General features: G+C 43.7%; 17 protein-coding genes. 9 read left to right on the top strand and 8 right to left on the bottom strand.

The window, feature by feature from the left end; genetic code table 11:
• The first annotated feature begins 2 nt into the window (after positions 1-2).
• A complete protein-coding gene (locus NI468_RS03585; protein ID WP_253099960.1) occupies positions 3-1,061 on the top strand; it encodes a DUF1176 domain-containing protein in 1,059 nt (352 codons plus the stop codon).
• A 78-nt stretch (positions 1,062-1,139) separates the two neighbouring features.
• Here NI468_RS03585 and NI468_RS03580 read toward each other — a convergent pair whose 3' ends face one another.
• Positions 1,140-1,907, bottom strand: a complete 768-nt coding sequence (locus tag NI468_RS03580) for a hydroxymethylpyrimidine/phosphomethylpyrimidine kinase (RefSeq protein WP_253099987.1) — start codon at positions 1,905-1,907, stop codon at positions 1,140-1,142.
• Positions 1,908-2,005: 98 nt separating this feature from the next.
• Here NI468_RS03580 and NI468_RS03575 point away from each other — a divergent pair, with 98 nt between their 5' ends.
• The gene (locus NI468_RS03575) at positions 2,006-2,653 is read left to right on the top strand and encodes an HAD-IA family hydrolase (protein ID WP_253099957.1); all 648 of its coding nucleotides are present in this window, start codon (positions 2,006-2,008) and stop codon (positions 2,651-2,653) included.
• 148 nt (positions 2,654-2,801) lie between these two features.
• Here the strand turns inward: NI468_RS03575 and NI468_RS03570 are convergent, their stop codons facing one another.
• Both NI468_RS03570 and NI468_RS03565 read right to left on the bottom strand, forming a co-directional pair.
• Positions 2,802-3,317: a hypothetical protein gene (locus NI468_RS03570; protein ID WP_004281745.1), complete on the bottom strand. Its 516-nt coding sequence runs from the start codon at positions 3,315-3,317 to the stop codon at positions 2,802-2,804.
• Positions 3,318-3,341: 24 nt separating this feature from the next.
• Positions 3,342-3,950, bottom strand: coding sequence for a DUF805 domain-containing protein (locus tag NI468_RS03565; protein ID WP_253099954.1), 609 nt, complete (start codon positions 3,948-3,950; stop codon positions 3,342-3,344).
• A gap of 483 nt (positions 3,951-4,433) precedes the next feature.
• Between NI468_RS03565 and NI468_RS03560 the strand changes: the two genes are divergently transcribed.
• From NI468_RS03560 to NI468_RS03550, 3 genes are all read left to right on the top strand, one after another.
• Complete coding sequence (locus NI468_RS03560) at positions 4,434-5,675, top strand: carbohydrate porin (protein WP_253099951.1); 1,242 nt, start codon at positions 4,434-4,436, stop codon at positions 5,673-5,675.
• 171 nt (positions 5,676-5,846) lie between these two features.
• Positions 5,847-8,249, top strand: a complete 2,403-nt coding sequence (locus tag NI468_RS03555) for a glucose/quinate/shikimate family membrane-bound PQQ-dependent dehydrogenase (protein WP_005252687.1) — start codon at positions 5,847-5,849, stop codon at positions 8,247-8,249.
• 391 nt (positions 8,250-8,640) lie between these two features.
• On the top strand, positions 8,641-10,770 hold the full coding sequence (locus NI468_RS03550; RefSeq protein ID WP_253099949.1) for a TonB-dependent receptor: 2,130 nt from the start codon (positions 8,641-8,643) through the stop codon (positions 10,768-10,770).
• Positions 10,771-10,870: 100 nt separating this feature from the next.
• Here the strand turns inward: NI468_RS03550 and NI468_RS03545 are convergent, their stop codons facing one another.
• The 4 genes from NI468_RS03545 to NI468_RS03535 form a co-directional block, all read right to left on the bottom strand.
• Positions 10,871-12,154, bottom strand: coding sequence for a ribonucleotide-diphosphate reductase subunit beta (locus tag NI468_RS03545; RefSeq protein ID WP_004645882.1), 1,284 nt, complete (start codon positions 12,152-12,154; stop codon positions 10,871-10,873).
• A gap of 317 nt (positions 12,155-12,471) precedes the next feature.
• Positions 12,472-12,708 (bottom strand): DUF2188 domain-containing protein, encoded by a 237-nt coding sequence (locus NI468_RS03540; RefSeq protein ID WP_005104088.1) that lies wholly within the window; start codon positions 12,706-12,708, stop codon positions 12,472-12,474.
• 226 nt (positions 12,709-12,934) lie between these two features.
• Positions 12,935-13,063: a hypothetical protein gene (locus tag NI468_RS16255; protein ID WP_005104087.1), complete on the bottom strand. Its 129-nt coding sequence runs from the start codon at positions 13,061-13,063 to the stop codon at positions 12,935-12,937.
• Positions 13,064-13,192: 129 nt separating this feature from the next.
• Complete coding sequence (locus NI468_RS03535) at positions 13,193-16,030, bottom strand: ribonucleoside-diphosphate reductase subunit alpha (protein ID WP_005252681.1); 2,838 nt, start codon at positions 16,028-16,030, stop codon at positions 13,193-13,195.
• Positions 16,031-16,596: 566 nt separating this feature from the next.
• Between NI468_RS03535 and bfmR the strand changes: the two genes are divergently transcribed.
• Together bfmR and bfmS are read left to right on the top strand one after the other, a co-directional pair.
• The gene (gene bfmR, locus NI468_RS03530) at positions 16,597-17,313 is read left to right on the top strand and encodes a response regulator transcription factor BfmR (protein ID WP_005104084.1); all 717 of its coding nucleotides are present in this window, start codon (positions 16,597-16,599) and stop codon (positions 17,311-17,313) included.
• Between the two features lie 42 nt (positions 17,314-17,355).
• Entirely contained in the window at positions 17,356-19,026 is a 1,671-nt protein-coding gene (bfmS, locus tag NI468_RS03525; protein ID WP_253099945.1) for a sensor histidine kinase BfmS, read from the top strand.
• 66 nt (positions 19,027-19,092) lie between these two features.
• Here the strand turns inward: bfmS and NI468_RS03520 are convergent, their stop codons facing one another.
• The gene (locus tag NI468_RS03520) at positions 19,093-19,449 is read right to left on the bottom strand and encodes a hypothetical protein (protein WP_004645876.1); all 357 of its coding nucleotides are present in this window, start codon (positions 19,447-19,449) and stop codon (positions 19,093-19,095) included.
• Positions 19,450-20,021: 572 nt separating this feature from the next.
• Here NI468_RS03520 and ndhC point away from each other — a divergent pair.
• Positions 20,022-20,567, top strand: coding sequence for an NADH-quinone oxidoreductase subunit A (ndhC, locus tag NI468_RS03515; RefSeq protein WP_004280779.1), 546 nt, complete (start codon positions 20,022-20,024; stop codon positions 20,565-20,567).
• A gap of 6 nt (positions 20,568-20,573) precedes the next feature.
• Complete coding sequence (locus tag NI468_RS03510) at positions 20,574-21,254, top strand: NuoB/complex I 20 kDa subunit family protein (protein ID WP_004280778.1); 681 nt, start codon at positions 20,574-20,576, stop codon at positions 21,252-21,254.
• Positions 21,255-21,314 lie beyond the last annotated feature (60 nt).

Below are 21,314 nucleotides of genomic sequence, written 5' to 3'. Positions count from 1 at the left end.
TGATGAAACAAAAATGGATCTACAGCATCAAAATCATGAGTATCACATTTGGTCTAGCCAGTATCAGCTCATGGAGTCTGGCTGCTATTCAAGGACTGCATTTTTCACATAAAGACTGGGAGATCGCCTGTGATAATACCGGCACTTGCCGTGCTGCTGGTTATCAATCGGATCAAGATATTGATCAGCCAGTTTCGGTGCTATTAGAGCGTGCTGCGGGTGTAAACAGTGTTATCAAAGCCCAAGTCCAGATTTTACCCTTAGCTGCTGCCACACCCACACGACAGCTTCAGCTACAAATTGCCAGCACACCTTATGGCGTGATTGGTCTCAATCGGGAAGGAATAGGGCAACTCAATAGCAGTCAAACGCGTGCCTTGCTGAAAGCAGTGCAGGGAACGAGTCCAGTGATATTTAAAAATGCGCAATCACGCTGGAACCTGTCGACTTCCGGCGCCAGTGCCGTTTTACTCAAGATGGATGAATTTCATCGTCGACTTTATACGCCCTCAGCCTTGATCAGGCCGGGGAAAAAATCCAATCAGGCGGTGCTCAAAGCTGCAGCGATACCGAAAATTCAGATACCAAAATATCAGTCAGGCAAAGTCACTCAAGCAAAACTGAATACGGCAACAAGTCAGCAGATGATTCGAAAACTGCAAGCCACCACCAAGGAAGATCAATGTGATTTGCTGTTTAGCCAGCGTTTTCTGGATGATGATGTTATGACCATTTATCCCATTAATGCCCAGAATCAACTGATTCAGATTCCATGCTGGCGTGGGGCTTATAATATGGGTAGTGGCTTCTGGCTGATGGATCGAAACAAGCAATTTAAACAGTTGGTGACGACCTCGGGAGAAACATTTAACCAAGGCCAGATATTTTCCGGGCATAAAGTGCGTGGTTTGGGCGATTGTCTGAGTCAGAACGAATGGGCCTGGAATGGCAAGAAATTTGTCAAAAGCTTCAGTGGTCTGACCGTACAATGCAAAGGCTTCGCCGGTGGTGCTTGGAATTTACCGACCTATGTAAGCAAAATCATTTATCAGGCCAAATAGTATTGTTTAAAAAATAGCAGTGATAAAAAAGCCTGAATGACTCAGGCTTTTTTAGTTTTGATTTTAAGAAGTGTGATCTTAAAAACGCTTTGGAATTCTCTGGCCATTTGGAACAGGAATTTCAGCATTTTTTAATACCCCAAATAACCAGGTTTCAGCATGCTGTACCGCAGTTTTCAACTGATCACCCATGGCCAGACGTCCGGCAATGAAACTGGCCAGTGAACAGCCTGAACCATGATATTCACCTGGCAGACGTGGACAGCGAGTTTCGTTGACCAGCTCACCTGCGATATATAGGCTGTTCTGAATGTAATCTGGCGTATCTTCATGGCCACCTTTGACCAAAACTGCCTGTGCACCCATTTCAAATAATTTTTGAGTGGCCAGTTTGAGGTCTTGCTCACCCGTCAGGGCGCGTAGTTCAACCGTGTTCGGCGTTAAGATAGTGGCTAATGGAATCAACTGGGTAAATGCTTTGACCAGCGTTTCTTGATTACCCAGCGAACCGCCACTATTGGCGACCAAAACCGGATCCAGCACATACAGATAATCTGGATGTGCAGTCAGAAACTCGGCCAGAGCCGCGATATTGTCTGTAGTACCTAACATGCCAGATTTTACGCAACGAATGGGCAGGTCATTGACCACCGCATTGGCCTGTGCCAATAGCAATTCTCTGGAAGTGGCTTCGAAACCAAAAACCTGCTGTGAATTTTGAATAGTGAGGGCTGTGCAGGCAATTGCCGCATGTGCACCACTTTGACCAATAGCTTCAATATCTGCTTGAAGGCCGGCTCCACCTGAAGGGTCTAAACCGGAAAAGCAAAGTACGGTAGGGCGCAAAATGATGTCCTTCATTCACTAAAATTGCATTAGTATAGGCAAATTTGAATGAACTCTCGATATTAATTTATATCGGTGCTGATGAGAGGGGATAGGCGGTGATTAAGAATATTTTAATTGATCTGGATGGGACATTAACCGATCCGAAAGTGGGGATTACGACGTCTGCACGCTATGGTCTGGAAAAAATTGGTCATCCGATTAGTGACGAGATCAATATCGACTGGATTATTGGTCCTCCTTTAAAAGCCTCACTAGCCAAAATTTTAAATGTTGAAGCCGATCATGTGCTGGCTGAGCAGGCCTTAATGGGTTATCGGGAGCGCTTTGCAGTCAAGGGTCTCTATGAAAATCATGTTTTTGAGGGTGTAGCAGAAACGCTGGCAGAACTGAAACGCCGTGGTTATCGCTTGTTTGTCGCTACAGCAAAACCGACAGTGTATGCCAAACAGATTCTGGAACATTTTGATCTAGCCCAGTATTTTACCGACATTTATGGCAGTGAGCTGAATGGTGACCGAACCAATAAAGCCGAGCTGATTCAGTATATTTTAGCGCAGCAACAGTTACAGGCCGATCAATGCATGATGGTCGGTGACCGTGAGCATGACATTTTTGGCGCCCGTCACAATGGTATTGAGACTATAGCGGTAAGTTATGGTTATGGCAGTCAGGAAGAGTTAGAAGTGGCACAACCTAAATATAAAATTGACCGCTTTAATCAGTTATTAGATTATTTTAAATAAACCCTAATTTTTGCTTATTTTATTTGAGCTGATTTTTAGAGAGGCGATGTCTATAAGCTGGTTCATCTATAGAGATCAATTCTCTTATTAGATGGTTATCTCAATAAAAATCCCGCAGCGTGCGGGATTTTTGCTCTTGGATGAACATTTAAAGCGTCAAAAACCAGGTCGATGCCAGCACCACCATAATGATGATCACCAGTAAAATGTTGATGATCGTCATTCGATGTTGGGGTGGAACTCTGGCTTTGGTCAGTGCATTTCCTGCATGGTCAAACAGGATGACATTTTGCACGCTACTTTCATAACCGAGTTCGAGTAACGCGCGCTTTTCAACTTCGGTTAAACCGTCTTCAGGCAGATCCATAATTTGCAGCAGTGCTATAGAGCTAAATAGTTTCTTCATCATTGACGATGGTAACAGCTGTTTCAGCGTCACCGCCGCTGCATCAAAGTCGGCAATAATACTCCGCGGATGGGCATAAGGCACATCGGGTAGCAGAGTATGCGTAATCGTGCCATCTATATTCATCAGCTGCATTTTATCTTTATAGATTTGCACCCATACAGCATCTGGAAATTTCACTAATTGATCTTGCAGCATGGAGAAAGTCTGATTTTGCTGATATTTAGTCATTAAATAATCGATAAACAAATCCCGCATCAAGACGGGATTTGTAAGGTTCGGTTATTTGGCAGGAGCACCATATTCATTGTTTTGTTGCTTGGTTTCAGTTGCCCACCACCAGATCAGTACCAGTATACCAATCACGGTAAGCGTCAGTAATTGCCACCAACCAGAGCGTCCTACATCATGCAAGCGACGCGCGCCAACGGCCAGACTTGGGACTAGAAGTGCCAGATTAAGCAGGCTATTCACCAGCGGTTTAGTGCCTAAAACTGTATCAATTACCTCAGCAATAATGCCTAAAATTACACAAAACAGCATAAAGAACCAAAATTCTTTACGGCGTGCGCGGCCGGAAAAGTTTGCATAGTTGGTCAGACATTTTACAAACCAGTCAATGCTGCTGTAGTTTTCCTCGGCTTGATCCAGATTGGAATATTTGCCGAGCTGACTGGAAATTTTTTCTCCCAGATAAATAGAACTGCCTAAGGCCAGATAAATCTCAGAGGCTTCACCTGTAGTATTGACGATAAAATCGACCCGATCACCGCGTGAAGGTGGACGCTCACTACGCCAGTCTGCGCCATTAAAGCTATAGCGCTGATTATCATCCCCCGAGATAAAACCGGTATTGTGTTGAATAGAAAAATCAAGGATTGAACCTTTCATGCTTGTTCTCGTCTATTAAGCCAGATTATTGTTTTAAAGCGACGCAATTTCTTATCAGAATAACTTTAGCATAATCTAATTTTTAAAAGTTTATGGTGAAATGACAATAATTTTTTCATGTTTTTAAAAGCCTTATCGCAATAGTGATTTAATATTCAATCAACAAAAAATGTGGCGTTGCATGATTTGAAAATGAAGAACATTAAATAGTAATGGAGCTGATTTATCTCTGAACCTGTTATAAGAAATTAAAGCTAAATCTATCTGATGAATATCAAATTTTTCTTTGGAGCTATGGTTTGGTGTTATTAAATTTAATATGATGATAAACAAATACTTATAATATTTAAATTTACAAAAAGTATATAATAATACTAATAAATACAACATTTTATTCATACTTTTTATCTATTAGTAATGATTTTTTAAAATCAACAGGTGTATAATAAAAAGCTTCATATTGTGATGAAGGTATCACATTCAATGTATCTCTCCCCATTATCGAAGGCCGTTTACCTTTGCTGTGCCTCTTTCATCTTAACCACGACCACTGTGCATGCTGAAGCTGCTTTCAGTTCGGAAAGCCCGTGGATGCTCGGTGACTGGAACGGGCAACGTACAGCACTCCAAAATCAGGGCTATGATTTCAGTTTTGGTTATACGGGTGAAATGGCAAGCTTGATCGATGCGCAAAGATCTTCAAACCATAAAACTGAATATACGGACCAGTTTGTTTTTGGGGCACATCTGGATCTGGCAAAAATTGCAGGCTGGCAAGACACCGAAGCACAAATAACAGTGACCCAGCGTAACGGTCAGTCACTGTCTCAAAGCGCTGCTGCTTTAAACGGCCATTTGAGTTCAGTGCAAGAGGTCTGGGGGCGTGGTCAAACCTGGCGTCTGACTGATTTATGGATCAAGAAAAAATTCCTGGAACAAAAACTAGATGTGAAAGTCGGACGCTTTGGTGAGGGTGAAGACTTCAACAGTTTTGATTGCGATTTTCAGAATCTGGCCCTATGCGGTTCACAAGTCGGGAACTGGGTTGGTGATCAATGGTACAACTGGCCAGTAAGCCAATGGGCAGCCCGGGTCAAATACAACATTAACCCTGAATTTTATGCCCAAGTCGGTGCTTATGAATACAACCCTGAGAATCTGGAACGTGGTAAAGGATTTAACCTGAGTACGGATGGTTCCAAAGGGGCAATGCTTCCTGCAGAAGTGGTTTGGGCACCTAAACTGGGTGAACAGAAACTACCGGGTGAATACCGTGCCGGTTATTACTACAGTACAGCAGAGGCTGAAGTCATTTCCAATCCAGATCAAACCGATCATCACCATGGGGGCTGGATTGTTGCCAAGCAACAATTGACTGCACATCACGGAGATACTTCGCGTGGTTTGACCGGCTTTGTGAATGCGACAGTGCATGACTCCAAAACCAATAATGTCAGTGATATGCAAAATATCGGGCTGGTTTACAAAGGCGCGATGGATTCACGTCCTCAAGATGAAATTGCGTTCGGTATTGCACGCATCAACATGAATAACGATGTCAGTACTGATCGTCATCAAGAAATCGATGCAGAAATTTATTATGGTTTACATGCCACCCCCTGGCTCACCATTCGCCCGAATGTGCAATATGTGCGTCACGTCGGTGCGGACAAAAACGGTGAAAATGTCTGGGTGGGCGGAATTAAGTTTAATACGTCATTTTAAAACATAGTTTTTAGTTGCAAATACACTATTGAATCTCTAGGTGCTTTGTTGCAGTAATGGGCAATGCCTGCTTAAGACATTGATGTATTTATAACTCAGAATTTAACAATAAGGGTGCTCATGCCTGTCATGTGCATGGACTTTCAAAAAAAACTTTTATAGGTGTTCAATATGAATACTTCATCATCAGGTTCAGTACTGAAAACGATTTTAGCGGTCATTGCCGCTGTTTTCGGTATAGGACTGCTGATTGGAGGGATTTATCTTGCAGTGCTGGGTGGGTCTTGGTACTACATCATTGCAGGTATTCTCTTTATTGCGACCGCAGTTCTCTTGTATAAACGAAAAAGTGCTGCACTTCTGGTTTATGCCGTATTCGTTTTGGCGACAGTGGTGTGGGGGCTGTGGGAAGTCGGTTCAGATTTCTTTGCACTCGCGCCGCGTTTAGATATTTTAGGGTTGTTTGGTCTGGCCCTGCTGATTCCGGCAGTAACACGCGGTTTTGATCAAAGTAAAGGTGCGAAAATTGCCCTGGGTGGTTCACTGGCTATTACCATCGCTGTCATGATTTATGCTGTATTTAATGACCCGCAAGAAATTCGCGGTGAATTAAAATCCCAGCAGCCTGCAACCCACCAGCCAATTCCCGGTGTGGCAGATGAAGACTGGCCGGCTTATGGCCGTACCCAGTCCGGTTTGCGTTATTCACCCTTAAAGCAGATTAATACTGAAAATGTCAAAGATTTGCAGGTGGCTTGGGAATATCACACGGGCGAATTCAAGACTGAAAATGACTCGGGTGAAACCACCAATCAGGTTACCCCAATCAAGGTGGGTGACAACATGTACATCTGTACCACTCACCAGAAATTGACTGCGCTTGATCCGGCAACTGGTAAGGCGAAATGGACCTATGATCCGAAATTAAAAGCTGATCATACCTATCAGCATTTAACCTGCCGTGGTGTATCTTATTATGATGTCAACAATACGGTAGGTTTTGAAAGCAGTCTCGCTGCGAAGAAAACCACATCGGCTGAATGTCCACAAAAAGTGATTTTACCGGTCAATGATGGGCGTCTGGTTGCGGTCAATGCGACCACCGGTAAAGTCTGCTCTGACTTTGGTAAAAATGGCGAAGTCGATCTGCAAAAAGATATGCCATTCCCATATCCGGGCGGTTATATTCCAACCTCACCGCCTGTAGTAACCGGCACCACCATTATTATTGCGGGTTCAACTACCGACAACTATTCAACTGAAGAACCATCGGGTGTGATCCGTGGTTATGACGTGAATACCGGTGAACTGCTTTGGGTATTTGACACAGGCGCTGAAGATCCGAATTTGATTCCTGCACCGGGTCAAAAATTTGTACATAATTCACCTAATGCATGGGCACCTTTGGCCTATGATGCAGAGCTGGATATCGTCTACGTACCAACGGGTGTCGGTACACCGGATATTTATGGTGGTCACCGGACTGAGCTGGACGAGCGTTATGCCAACTCGATGCTGGCCTTGAATGCGACGACCGGCAAACTGGTATGGAACTTCCAGACTACCCATCACGATTTGTGGGATATGGACGTACCTTCACAGCCGACATTGACCGAGATCAAAGATAAAAACGGGAATATGATTCCGGCTATTTATGTCTTGACCAAAACCGGGAATGCTTTTGTGCTGGATCGTCGTAATGGTAAAGCCATTGTACCGATTACCGAGAAACCGGTACCGCAATCTGTGAAGCGTGGACCTCAAACCAAAGGCGAGTTCTATTCTAAAACTCAACCGTTCTCTGATTTTAATCTGGCGCCACAAGAGAAATTGACCGATAAACAGATGTGGGGTGCGACCATGTTCGACCAGTTGGTCTGCCGTGTTGCGTTCCACAAATTGAATTACGATGGCATTTATACCCCACCTTCTGAAAATGGGACGCTGGTCTTCCCGGGTAACCTGGGTGTGTTTGAATGGGGCGGTATGTCGGTGAATCCGGACCGTCAAATTGCACTGACCAACCCGATTGGCCTGCCATTTGTATCAAAACTGATTCCTCAAGATCCGAACCGTCCTAAGACGGCTAAAGGTGCAGGCACAGAAGCCGGCGTTCAACCGATGTATGGCGTGCCTTATGGCGTTGAAATCAGTGCGTTCCTGTCTCCGTTTGGGCTGCCGTGTAAACAGCCATCATGGGGCTTTGTTGCAGGTGTGGACTTAAATACTCATGAAGTGGCCTGGAAACGCCGTATCGGTACCATTCGTGACAGTATGCCAGGCATTCCATTGCCGCCATTCAAAATGGGTGTGCCGATGCTGGGTGGACCTATTTCAACTGCGGGCAACGTGATGTTTGTGGGCGGAACTCAAGATAACTATATCCGTGCCATTAACGTGAACAACGGTGATGAATTGTGGAAAGGGCGTCTACCTGCGGGTGGTCAGGCTACACCAATGACTTATGAAGCGAATGGCAAGCAGTATGTGGTCATTATGGCGGGTGGTCATGGTTCCTTTGGGACTAAAATGGGCGACTCTCTGGTGGCTTATGCCTTGCCAGACAATAAATAGTTAAATTTTTAAATCAGTATGAAGGAGCCTGATTCGTCAGGCTTTTTTATTATGTATTGTTGAATGCCTACATCCAGTTTTAAGGACACAGAGAAATGATGTTGATTTGTTGCTGAAAGCTCAATTTCATTCAGATCGCATTAAAATAATATGCTTTGTATCTGGCTGATTTTAAGCGCAATTCAGATAAAGGATTAATCAAGTCTGAATTTACCGAACACAGAATTTTAAGCTCAAAGTCTTTCTATCCATTGAACGAACTATATGTCATCGAATCAGCGCATTTATTGGATATCGATGCTTAAAACAAAATGAATTGAATCATGAGATGTACGCCATCTTGATAAGGTATTTGCCGCATTAAACCACTTTCAAATAAGGCCTGTTATTTATGTATCAAAGCCCGAAATTTCCATTTGTGAAATCGACCTTGTCCTGCCTGATTGCTTGCGCAGGTCAGAATATTTATGCAGAAAATGACACACAAGAAGTCCAAAGGTTAGACACGATTATCATTCAAGCGACCCGTACCGATCGGGAGCGATTGACCACACCGGCATCAGTGTATTATCTGAATCAAGAACAAGATAACAGCATGAATGTGAACCTGTCGGAAACATTAAAAGGCGTTCCAGGATTACAGTTAAATAATCGTGAAAACTATGCCCAGGACCTGCAAATTTCGATGCGAGGCTTTGGCGCTCGCTCCAGTTTTGGTGTGCGTGGTGTGCGTTTATATGTGGATGGAATCCCTGCAACGATGCCGGATGGGCAGGGGCAAACCTCGAATATTGATTTGAACAGTCTGGATCATATTGAGGTTTTGGGTGGTGCGTTTTCCTCGTTGTATGGCAACTCTTCGGGGGGAACGATTTTAACCACCACAACGGAAGGGCAAGGCGCTGACTCAATTGAACTGGGGCATTCTGCAGGGAGTCAGAACAAAGGGCAGACCAAGCTGGTTTTGCAAGGCGGTTCAGAGAATGCTTCAGAGCCAAGCTATATCATCAGCTCCTCTTATTTTGATACCAATGGTTACCGTGATCACAGCAGTGCACATAAAGTTCTGCATAATGCCAAGCTGACCTGGGATCTGGAAGATGGTTCTAAAATCAACTGGATGAATAACTATGTCAAAATTGCAGCGGATGATCCGGGTGGTTTAACCCGAGACCAGTGGAAGGCCAATCCCCGACAGGTAGCGACCAACGTCCTTCTTTATAATGCACGTAAAGAAATTGAGCAGCTGCAAACAGGTTTGACCTGGAATAAACCGATCAATGATCAGCATGAACTGTATGGTATGGCCTACTGGGGACAGCGCGCAGTCACGCAATATCAGTCGATTCCTCGTACAGCACAAGGTGGAGTTAATCATGCGGGTGGCGTGATTGATTTTGACCGTAATTTTTATGGGACAGATTTACGCTGGACGGGTAAAGATATTCTGCCAGATATCCAACTGATTGCTGGTCTCGCTTTTGATGCCATGACTGAAGACCGTAAAGGCTATCAAAACTTTTTAGGTGATCGCTTGGGGGTTAAAGGTGAACTACGTCGAGATGAAGATAATACCCTGTGGAATTTAGATCCGTATTTGCAAGCTTCTTATCACTTTGCTCCCGATTGGACCTTGGATGCCGGCCTGCGCTATAGCAATGTGCATTTCAAGTCTAAAGACAAGTTTCTGGCGAATGGCAATAATTCAGGTAAAACCGATTATCAGAAATTATTGCCCTCCATGGCTTTAAGCTGGCAGATTTTACCTGAGCTGATGACTTATGTCAGTTATGCACAAGGCTTTGAAACGCCGACCTTTACCGAAATGTCCTATCCTGCAAATACTGCAGAAAACCGCAGCTTCAGTTTAAAAGCAGCAGAAAGTGAAACCTATGAGATGGGATTGAAATCTGCCAATACATTAGGTGATTTTACTGTTGCAGTTTTCCATACGACGACTCAGGATGACATTGTTTCTGCAGGTAATGACAATGGTCGCTCTACTTTCCGTAATGCAGATCAAACTTTAAGAGAAGGTATTGAACTCTCCTGGAATAAAAGTTTATGGCGTGATCTCACTGCTCAAGCCAGCTATAGCTATATAGATGCAACTTTTGATGCTGATATTCCTGAAATTTTAAATCAGAATGGCAATATTGCAGTGTCGAGAGTTGAATCAGGAAACTATATTCCCGGTATTGCCAAAAATCAGGCATTTTTAAGTCTGGGCTGGAAACCTGAAAATGGTTTGAGTGCAGGTTTGGATGTACGTTATTCAGATCGAATTTATGTCAATGATACCAATACTGAATATGCACCCAGCTATACTGTTGCTGGTGCCAATGTTGGCTATAAATGGAATATGAAAGACTGGTCTGTCAAAACTTTTGCACGTGTCGATAATCTTTTTGATAAAGACTATTCAGGTTCAGTGATTGTCAATGAAAGCAATAGCCGTTTCTTTGAGCCGGCAGAAGGGCGGAACTGGAGCGCTGGTCTGAGTGTAACAAAAGAGTTTTAATTGTTATGTGATGTAAAAAAACCGCCAGTATTGGCGGTTTTTTTATGACAAACTATAAGTCATAAATGACAACTTATGTGTCGCGTGACGGTAAAAAACCTTACCAGCTTAACGCACCACCAGTTTGGTAATCCGTTACGCGTGTCTCGAAGAAATTCTTCTCTTTACGCAAGTCCATCATTTCTGACATCCACTGGAACGGGTTGTTCACACCAGCGAACTGTTCAGGCAAGCCTAACTGCGCCAGACGACGGTTAGCAATGAACTTCAGGTATTCTTCCATCATGCCAGCATTCATGCCGAGTACACCGCGTGGCATGGTGTCACGTGCGTATTCGATTTCCAGCATCGTACCTTCAAGAATCATCTGGATGATTTCTTCCTGGAATTCAGTCGTCCATAGCCCCGGATTTTCGATCTTGATCTGGTTGATCATATCGATACCGAAGTTCAGGTGCATTGACTCATCACGCAGGATGTACTGGAACTGCTCAGCAACACCATTCATCTTGTTACGACGGCCCATAGACAGAATCTGGCTGAAACCACAGTAGAAGAAGATACCTTCAAGTACACAATAGAACGCGATCAGGTTGCGAAGCAGGATTTGGTCGTTTTCAGGGGTACCAGTTTTGAAAGTAGGATCACTTAAAGATTGAGTATATTTCAGGCCCCACGCTGCCTTACGTGCCACTGACGGTACTTCACGGTACATGTTGAAGACTTCGCCTTCATCCATACCTAGCGACTCGATACAGTATTGGTAAGCGTGCGTATGAATTGCTTCTTCAAACGCTTGACGCAAGATGTACTGACGGCATTCAGGGTTGGTAATATGACGGTAAATCGCCAGTACCAGGTTGTTTGCAACCAGTGAATCGGCAGTCGAGAAGAAACCAAGTGAACGCATCACGATGGTACGTTCATCTTCAGTCAAGCCATTTTCAGACTTCCACAGCGCGATGTCGTGGTTCATGTTGACTTCTTGCGGCATCCAGTGGTTTGCACATCCGTCCAGATACTTCTGCCAAGCCCATTCGTATTTGAACGGTACAAGCTGGTTCAAGTCAGCACGACAGTTGATCATTGCCTTGTCATCAACTTGTACACGTTGCGCACCCATTTCAAGCTCTTCCAGACCTGGAGCAACATCAAGTTGCTCTAGGGAAGCAGATGCTCTTGCCAGCGAATCGGTTGGATTTGATCCTCGGTTTTGAGTGGCTCTAAGGGGTTGTGCAGCTGCCACATCCGGCGATGCGTTGCCTGCATCAGATACCATCTGTGAATTAGTCGCTTTTTGCGGCTCGACGGGCGCAGGCTGCTGTTCAGGTGCAGCCGGTTTTTGCGAATCATCTTCGAAATCGTCCCAACTTAGGATAGACATATCAATTCTCTCAAATTATACGCTTCACTTATGTACATTGGACTATCTGGTGTTTAAAGAAACAACGAACATTTGTTAAGCGAGGCGATTTAGTTTTTAATAAATTTGGAATGTATTGTAGTTTTGATCGCGAAAATTTAATAGGTAATAAGATTTTTTTTGATGAAAAAACGACTATGGTTCTTCTATTCTTTTGTTTTTTAAGTAGAATTTCTTAATTGGTTTTTCCGTTGAAAAAAATAATAAAATCAATCGGTTATAGTTTTTTAAAAACAGAACAACCCCGATTAAATCGAGGTTGTTTTTTAAGAGATAAATTAGCCTTTTATGTTTCTTGGATCATTTCCTGGGGAAATTGTGTCTTTTTGACGAATCAATTGATTAGTACCTTTGATTGTCAATTCTCCTCCGCCAGAGTTTTTTAACATAGTTCTAGCTGAGTTTATTGCATCACGTTGTGTTGAGTGAATGGATGAAGCGGTAGAATTACCATTTGCTTTATTTACCCATTCATTTCCACGTTGATATACCATACGGTCATTTGATTTGCTCATGAGAATACTCCTAAATTTGAGCTTTCAACAAAGGCTAATTTGACGATTGCTTTAAACTAGTTCAGAATATTCCCTAGCTTTTTGGTAAAAAAGTTATCGCCCTAAAGACAGCCTAATGATCTTTAGGGAAAAGGGGAGCATCGTTGACGCGGTGTTCCCTTTTTTCATTTTCGGCAATCAGCTAATCTGCTGACATAATCAAAAGAAGTAATTCGTCTAAAGAAAACTACTTATTTTGTTTACGCTGCTGGCAAACTTTGAGCCAGAAATAAGCAATTGGTAAATAAAAGGTAATGCCAAAGGAAATCAGCAATGCCGCAAGTCCTAACATGTAGTTGTGAGTCATATGGGGCATTGAGGTTTCCTTTGTTTGTTATTTTAATCTCCCTAAATCCCTCTTTTAAAAAGAGGGACTTTCACATGTCAGATGACTGAGCTGTGATTCCCCTCCTTTTAGGAGGGGTTAGGGGAGGTCAAGCGAAGCTTATTGACAAGCTTCACAATCAGGGTTGTCAATCGAACATGCCATTGGCACTGGCGCCGCTTGAGCAAAACCTTCTTCCTCTGCAGGAGCTTCAGGTTTTTGCGCTTCAACGACAGGAGCTGCTGCTACAACAGGCGCCGCAACAGTTGCAGGTTTAACTGCGTTCAATGCGCCAGTGTTAATGGTTGATTTCTCAGCAGAAGTCGCACCCAATGCACGAAGGTAATAAGTCGTCTTAAGACCACGTAACCAGGCCATCTTGTAAGTGATGTCCAGTTTTTTGCCGTTTGCACCAGCGATGTAAAGGTTAAGAGACTGCGCTTGGTCGATCCATTTTTGACGACGTGAAGCAGCATCCACGATCCAGCGAGTTTCAACTTCAAACGCAGTCGCGAAGATGGCTTTAAGCTCTTCAGGAATACGGGAAATCTTCTGAACAGAACCTTCGAAGTGTTTCAGGTCATTGACCATCACAGCATCCCAAAGACCACGTTCTTTCAACGCACGTACCAGGTACGGATTGATCACTGTGAATTCACCAGACAGGTTTGATTTCACATACAAGTTCTGGAAGGTTGGCTCAATGGATTGAGACACGCCACAGATGTTCGAAATCGTAGCTGTTGGTGCAATCGCCATCACGTTCGAGTTACGCATACCGTCTTTTTGAACTTTGGCACGTAAAGTATCCCAGTCCAGACGTTGAGTGCGGTCGACTTCGAACATGCGTTCTGGACGAGTTTTCGCAACCAGATCAAGCGAGTCGATTGGTAGGATACCTTGATCCCACAATGAACCTTTGAATGTTTCGTATGTACCACGTTCAACAGCCAAATCGCTAGATGTTGAAATCGCGTAGTACGAAATCACTTCCATCGATTCATCAGCAAACTCAACCGCAGCATCAGAACCATAAGCAAGGTTCATCTCATACAGTGCATCCTGGAAGCCCATGATACCCATACCGACTGGACGGTGTTTCAGGTTCGAGTTACGCGCTTGCGGAACAGCGTAGTAGTTGATGTCAATCACGTTGTCGAGCATACGAACGGCAGTTTTTACTGTGCGAGCAAGCTTTTCGCGATCTAGTACACCGCCTTGAACGTGTTGTACCAGGTTGATTGAACCCAGGTTACAAACTGCGATTTCTTCTTTGCTGGTGTTCAAAGTAATTTCTGTACATAAGTTAGAAGAGTGAACTACACCAACGTGTTGTTGTGGTGAACGCAGGTTACATACATCTTTGAATGTGATCCACGGGTGACCTGTTTCAAACAGCATAGACAGCATTTTGCGCCACAAATCTTTTGCACGGATTTTTTTGTGCAACATGTTTGTTTCTTTGGCAATCGCTTCGTAATGTGCATAACGCTCAGCGAATTCAGCACCAGTCAAATCATGCAGATCAGGCGTTTCAGAAGGGGTGAACAGTGTCCATTCCGCATCTTCGAATACACGTTGCATGAACAGGTCAGGAACCCAGTTCGCAGTGTTCATGTCGTGGGTACGACGACGGTCATCACCGGTGTTCTTACGCAGTTCCAAGAATTCTTCGATGTCTAGGTGCCAGGTTTCTAAGTATGCACAAACTGCACCTTTACGCTTACCACCTTGGTTAACCGCAACAGCCGTATCGTTCGCTACTTTCAAGAACGGAACTACACCTTGAGATTTACCGTTAGTCCCTTTGATGTATGAGTTCAAGGCACGGACTGGCGTCCAGTCATTACCCAAACCGCCTGCCCATTTAGACAGCATTGCGTTATCACGCATCGCGCCATAAATGTCATACAGGTCATCATCAATGGTTGTTAAGTAGCAGCTAGACAACTGTGGACGTAGCGTACCTGAGTTAAACAGGGTAGGCGTCGATGCCATGTAGTCGAAGCTAGACAATAAGTTATAGAACTCAATCGCGCGGTCTTCACGGTTTTCTTCATTGAGCGACAAGCCCATAGAAACACGCATAAAGAACAATTGCGGTAATTCGAAACGTACGCCATCTGAATGAATGAAGTAACGGTCAAATAAGGTTTGCAGACCTAAGTAGGTAAACTGGTTCGAGCGTTCTGGTTGAATCGCCGCTGCCAATTTCGCAAGGTCAAAGTTCAGCAATTCTGGAGAAAGCAGCTCAAGCTCGATCCCTTTCTTCAGGAAAGTCTCAAGTGCATCGCCTTCATTGGTCTCTGTAGACAGACCCAGGAATTTCAAACCAGTTGCAACCAGGTCATCACGTAACAAACGTGCAGTCACATACGTATAGTTAGGTTCTTGCTCGATACGGGTACGGGTCGCCATCATCATCGTGGTCGAGATGTCAGACTCTTTTACGCCGTTGTACAAGTTTTTCACAGTCTCATCGACAATCGCTTGTACATCAATGCCTTCAAGGCCTTCTGCTGCTTTAGTAACATGCGCAGTTAAAGCACTTAAATCCAGTGGCTTAAGTTTGCCTTCAGCATCAGTAATTTGCAGGGTCGGGTGATGATGAGCACCTAACTGTTTACGTGCTTCAGAACGTTGTTCACGGTAAATGACATAAGAGCGTGCAACTTTCTGTTCGCCCGTACGCATTAGCGCAAGTTCAACTTGGTCTTGAATTTCTTCAATATGAATCGTTCCGCCAGAAGGTAAACGACGTTTAAAGGTATTTAATACCATTTCCGTCAGTTGCTCGATACGATCATGGATCCGGCTCGAGTCAGCGCTTTGTTGGCCTTCAACCGCCAAAAACGCTTTACCAATTGCGACAGAAATTTTTTCTGCATCAAAAGCGGCAACATCACCGGTGCGTTTAATCACCTGAAGTTGACCAGGAGTTGAAGTGATTACGCTCATTTAGCATAGCTCCATTGTCATCTATTTTTATGTTTATGGACCGTTTGAACTGGGCAAATTCTATGCCACAGTATTTGAGGAATAAACACAAGACCTAGTGGTTTTAAAATTAATTGAACACAAGATACGGGAAAATTTAGGGTAGATCAATATTGACATTTAGCTAAATATTTTTCTTAAGTTGTGCTTTAATCATTGCAAAAATATCGCTATTTTTATTGATTTTTGTATAAGCCTTATCAGGCAAGGCATAGCATAACAAAGTCCAAAGAAACTGCTTATAGATAACACTGTGGATAACTAAAAACTGCTGAATCAAGCAGTCATATTTTGTCCATGTGAGAGTTGTGTAAATCGAAAATCAGATCTAAGCCACTGTTTCAAGCATAATTGTCCAAAAAGTGCCCGATAAAATATTACAAAATGCTATTTTGATGTATCAGTTTGGTGAACGCTATCTTGTTTACAATGTAAACGTGTGTATATTGCAAGCATATTAAAAACGTATCTATTGGATTTCAAAAGGATACGCCTATAGCGTAGATCCACCAAATAAGGGGCAATACATGAGCCAAGAAGAAAAGTTACCCAAAATTTTAATTGTTGAAGATGACGAGCGTCTTGCTCGTTTAACGCAAGAATACCTCATTCGTAACGGACTTGAGGTTGGGGTAGAGCCGGATGGCAACCGTGCTATTCGTCGTATTATTGCTGAGCAACCAGACATGGTGGTTCTAGATGTCATGTTGCCAGGTGCTGATGGTTTGACCATCTGTCGTGAAGTTCGTCCACATTATCATCAACCGATTTTAATGCTGACTGCACGTACTGAAGATATGGATCAGGTCTTAGGTCTGGAAATGGGTGCGGACGACTATGTCGCTAAACCGGTTCAGCCACGTGTCCTATTGGCTCGTATTCGTGCTTTATTACGCCGTACTGACAAAGTGCCTGAAGATGAAGTGGCTCAGCGCATCGAATTTGATGACCTGGTGATCGACAATGGTGGTCGTTCAGTGACCTTAAATGGTGAGCTGGTTGACTTTACCAGTGCAGAATATGACCTGTTGTGGCTGCTGGCTTCAAATGCGGGCCGCATCCTGTCACGTGAAGATATCTTTGAGCGTCTACGCGGCATTGAATATGACGGCCAAGACCGTTCAATTGATGTGCGTATTTCTCGTATCCGTCCAAAAATCGGTGACGATCCAGAAAATCCGAAGCGTATTAAAACAGTACGTAGTAAGGGTTATCTTTTTGTTAAAGAGACCAATGGTCTTTAAGCAAATGTGGTTTGTTGCTTGAACAAGCAGGATAAATTATAGGTGTTTAAACACAGTATATTTTTGCGTATATACGCAGGACTCGTCATCCTTGTCGTCTTGGTGGCGGTGTTCGGCTATCTGTTGGTACAGATTATCAACTATCAGCGTGCGCAAGAATATCGCGAATCCCTGACTGATGGTATGGCATATATCATCAGTGAAGGGGTTGCACGCCAGCCAAATCTCCAGCAAAAAATGGATTGGGTTTCTGATGCCTCCGATTTGCTGGAATTGCCCATTCACTATGTAGAAGCCAGCAAGGTCGACATTACCCGTGCTGAAGGACGCCGTATTGCCGAACGTAAGGCTGTGGTGCGTTGGGACGCCGAATCGGGTATTGCCTATATTGTGGTGGGGCTGCGCGATGACCCGGGTCATTACCTTTATATTAAGGCCGACAGCATTACTGAGCGCCAGATGAAGGCCTTACCAGTCTTTATCCTGGATTATCTGGTCTACTATCCAGGTCAGGAAAAAGAATACCTGGCTCGTATTCAGGATTATTTTTCTTATCCGGTTTCCATCGAAAACGTCCAGAATCTACCTTTAGATTCCGAGCAGATCGGGCGCTTGCGTCTTGATCACAGTATTATCCTGTATCGGGATAGTGCCTCAATCCGTGGCACCACCATTTCAATTATTTCGCCAATTCCAGGTTCGACCTCACAAGTCTTGGTGATGGGACCGGTGCCATTGTTTAACTGGATGCCATTCCAGTTAGCGACTGGTATTACCTTATTGAGCCTGTTTGTGCTGAGTCTGGGGGGGTATGGTTTGCTGGTGCCAATGCAGCGCAAGTTGCGTGAAGTCAGCTATGCCTTAAACAAAATGAAAACCGGTAATATGTCATTGCGTCTTCCTGTAGAAGGAAGTGACGAAATGGCAACGCTGGCCTCTAGCTTTAACAATATGTCTGATCATATTCAGCGCCTGATTGAAGCCCAACGTGAATTGATGCGTGCGGTGTCGCATGAACTTCGTACACCAGTGGCGCGGATTCGTTTTGGTGTGGAAATGATGGCAGATGAAGATGATTACGATTATCGTCTGCAACAGGTCGAACAGATTGATAAAGATATTGAGGCGCTGAATACCCTGATTGACGAGATCATGACCTATGCCAAGCTAGAACAGGGCATGCCTTCGATCGAGTTTGAAAAGGTCAATCTGTTTGAAGTGCTGAATCAGGTAGCTCTGGAAACTGAAGCATTAAAAACCCAGAAAATCATTGAGCTACATTCAATGCCTGATGTGGTGGTTGAGGCAGAACGCCGTTATCTGCATCGCGTAATTCAGAATCTGGTCGGCAATGCGGTGCGTTATTGCGACAATAAGGTGCTGATCAGTGGTGGTCTGGATCAGGATGGTCAGGCCTATGTCTCTGTTGAAGATGATGGCCCGGGAATTCCGGAAGTGGATCGTGCCCGGGTCTTTGAAGCCTTTGCCCGGCTGGATGACAGCCGCACCCGTGCTTCGGGTGGTTATGGTTTAGGTTTGTCGATTGTCAGCCGGATTGCGTACTGGTTTGGTGGTACGATTCAGGTGGATCAAAGTCCGACGCTGGGTGGCGCGCGTTTTACCATGACCTGGCCGGCACAGCGTTATGTCAAGAAGAGTAAGCGCAAGATGCTAGAAAAAAAGCCTGAGGAAGCGAGTGATCATTTAGCTTGATATTGTATAAATGATTTTAGTCATAAAAAACGATGCATCGGCATCGTTTTTTATTAGGAGCGATTTTTATTCCTGAATGGTCGCATCAGGTTCAATGAGTGATTTACCCTCTTTTAAGCTTTGTAGCGCTTCAGAGTTAAAGTCGATCACCAGTTTGGTATTTTTCGCATCGACGTTATAACGCTGAATCAGTTTTTGGTCGCCTGATAACGTTTCGACTTTATATTCGTCAGCGATATTCATAATGCCATCCAGATTGATGCTGGAAGAAGCATGGTCCTCTTGAAAAAGTGCATGGATGTCACGTAAGTCAAAAGCTGCTTGGCTTATGTTGGGATTTTTCTGGATGTAATTTTCTATATGGCGAACCAGTAATTGAGCAAATAAAAAATAATTAGGTCGATGGGAAAAGCGTAGAGACATGCAAGGACTCCTTATTGTTACTTTATTAATGTCATGATGTGGTTTAGAAATAGAAATAACATATTCTGAATCAGTCCGTTGAGCATGTTGCAAAAAGACACAATTGCCAATCCAAGATTACCAAGTAGCTGCAGGGGGTAAAGCAACAGTTAAATATAAAAAATCACATTAAATATCAAGTTAAATCAATTGGTTTAAAAGAAAAAATAGTTGTTAAAATAAGTTTTTATCCGATTTAACTTGGATTCAATAGTGAAAAAGACTATATCTAAATGGGTGGGCGAGAAAAGCAGCTCATCGATCAGCCTATTTTCTGGAAGTGCTCTTTATAGAAAAATTAATAGATAATTAAAATTTAATTTGGGAAAACGATTAAAACGAATTCTGAATGATTAAAGTCAAATTAAATGCTGAAATGTCTAAAAAATCATCCCAAAGACTAAGGCTTATAAACTAGCAAGTGAAATCCAAAATCAGGTACAATTGGCGGGATTAATTTTGTGTTTGGTGTATTTGAAGGCCAATACATACATTCTTTGTTAACAAATAGGCCTGCCAGGAGTTATCCCCGCATGAGTGCTATTACTCCATACGAATGGGCAATTATTGCCTTCGTGATCGGCGTTACATTTTTATGCGTCTTTATGCTGACTGTCCCATTACTCCTCGGGGGTAAATCATGGGGCCGTGCCAAGCAGGAGCAGTTTGAGTCAGGTGTAGTTAGCGCAGGTGGAGCTCGTATCCGCTTGTCTGCAAAGTTCTATTTAGTTGCAATTTTCTTTGTGGTGTTTGATTTAGAAGCACTTTATCTATATGCATGGGCAGTTTCTGTTCGTGAGGTAGGTTGGATTGGTTTTGCAACTGCAGCTATCTTTATCATAGTTTTACTTGTTGGTTTGATTTACGAATTATCGACAGGCGCACTCAATTGGGCACCTTCAGACAGACGTAAGGCAGCAGGAATTAAAGCTAAGATTGGTTCGCCAAATATGGATCTTGCAGAAATTACGCGCTTCAACTCGATTGAAGAATTGGTGATGGATCCAACGGGTCAAATCCCGGCTCAATCATCTGGTTTTGTGAAAAAGTCACAAACTCAATTATCTGATAAGGAGTAAGACGGGATGAAATATACATTAACCCGTGCGAATCCGAATGCTGACCAATATCCACTTCAGGAACGTATTGTTGTAGAAGATCCGTTGCTAGAAGAGGAAGTGAATAAAAATGTATTCATGACTCGCTTAGAGGATGTGGTACATACAGCAGTCAACTGGGGTCGTAAAAACTCAGTTTGGCCATTTAACTTTGGTACATCTTGCTGCTACGTGGAATATGCAACGACCTTGACCGGCGTGCATGACTTGTCACGTTTTGGTGCCGAGGTTATCCGTGCTTCACCGCGTCAGGCGGACTTAATGATTGTGGCGGGTACATGCTTTGTGAAAATGGCGCCAGTAATTCAACGTCTGTATGAACAGATGCTTGAACCGAAATGGGTCATTTCAATGGGTGCATGTGCCAACTCAGGTGGTATGTACGATATTTATTCAGTCGTACAAGGTGTGGATAAAATCATCCCGGTCGATGTGTATATTCCAGGTTGCCCACCACGTCCTGAAGCTTTGATTCAGGCATTGATGCTGTTGCAAGACCAGATTCAACTAGAGCGTCGTCCGCTTTCTGCGGTGATCGGTGATGATCTTAAGCCAGTGTATAAGCCAAAGATGATGCCGGAACGTGACCGTAAGAAAGACCAGCGTGTTGCTGTGAAAAATCTGCGCTCAATGGATGAAATTAAATAATTTAAACGACAGGTTGTTTTGTTGTGCACCCGCTATGGGTGTAATTGTCGTTTAGATTGA

This window comes from Acinetobacter lwoffii, assembly GCF_024129355.1.
Taxonomy (GTDB): Bacteria; Pseudomonadota; Gammaproteobacteria; order Pseudomonadales; family Moraxellaceae; genus Acinetobacter; species Acinetobacter lwoffii_I.
The sequence above is the reverse complement of the archived record's forward strand: the minus strand, read 5'-3'. Positions and strand labels throughout refer to the sequence as shown.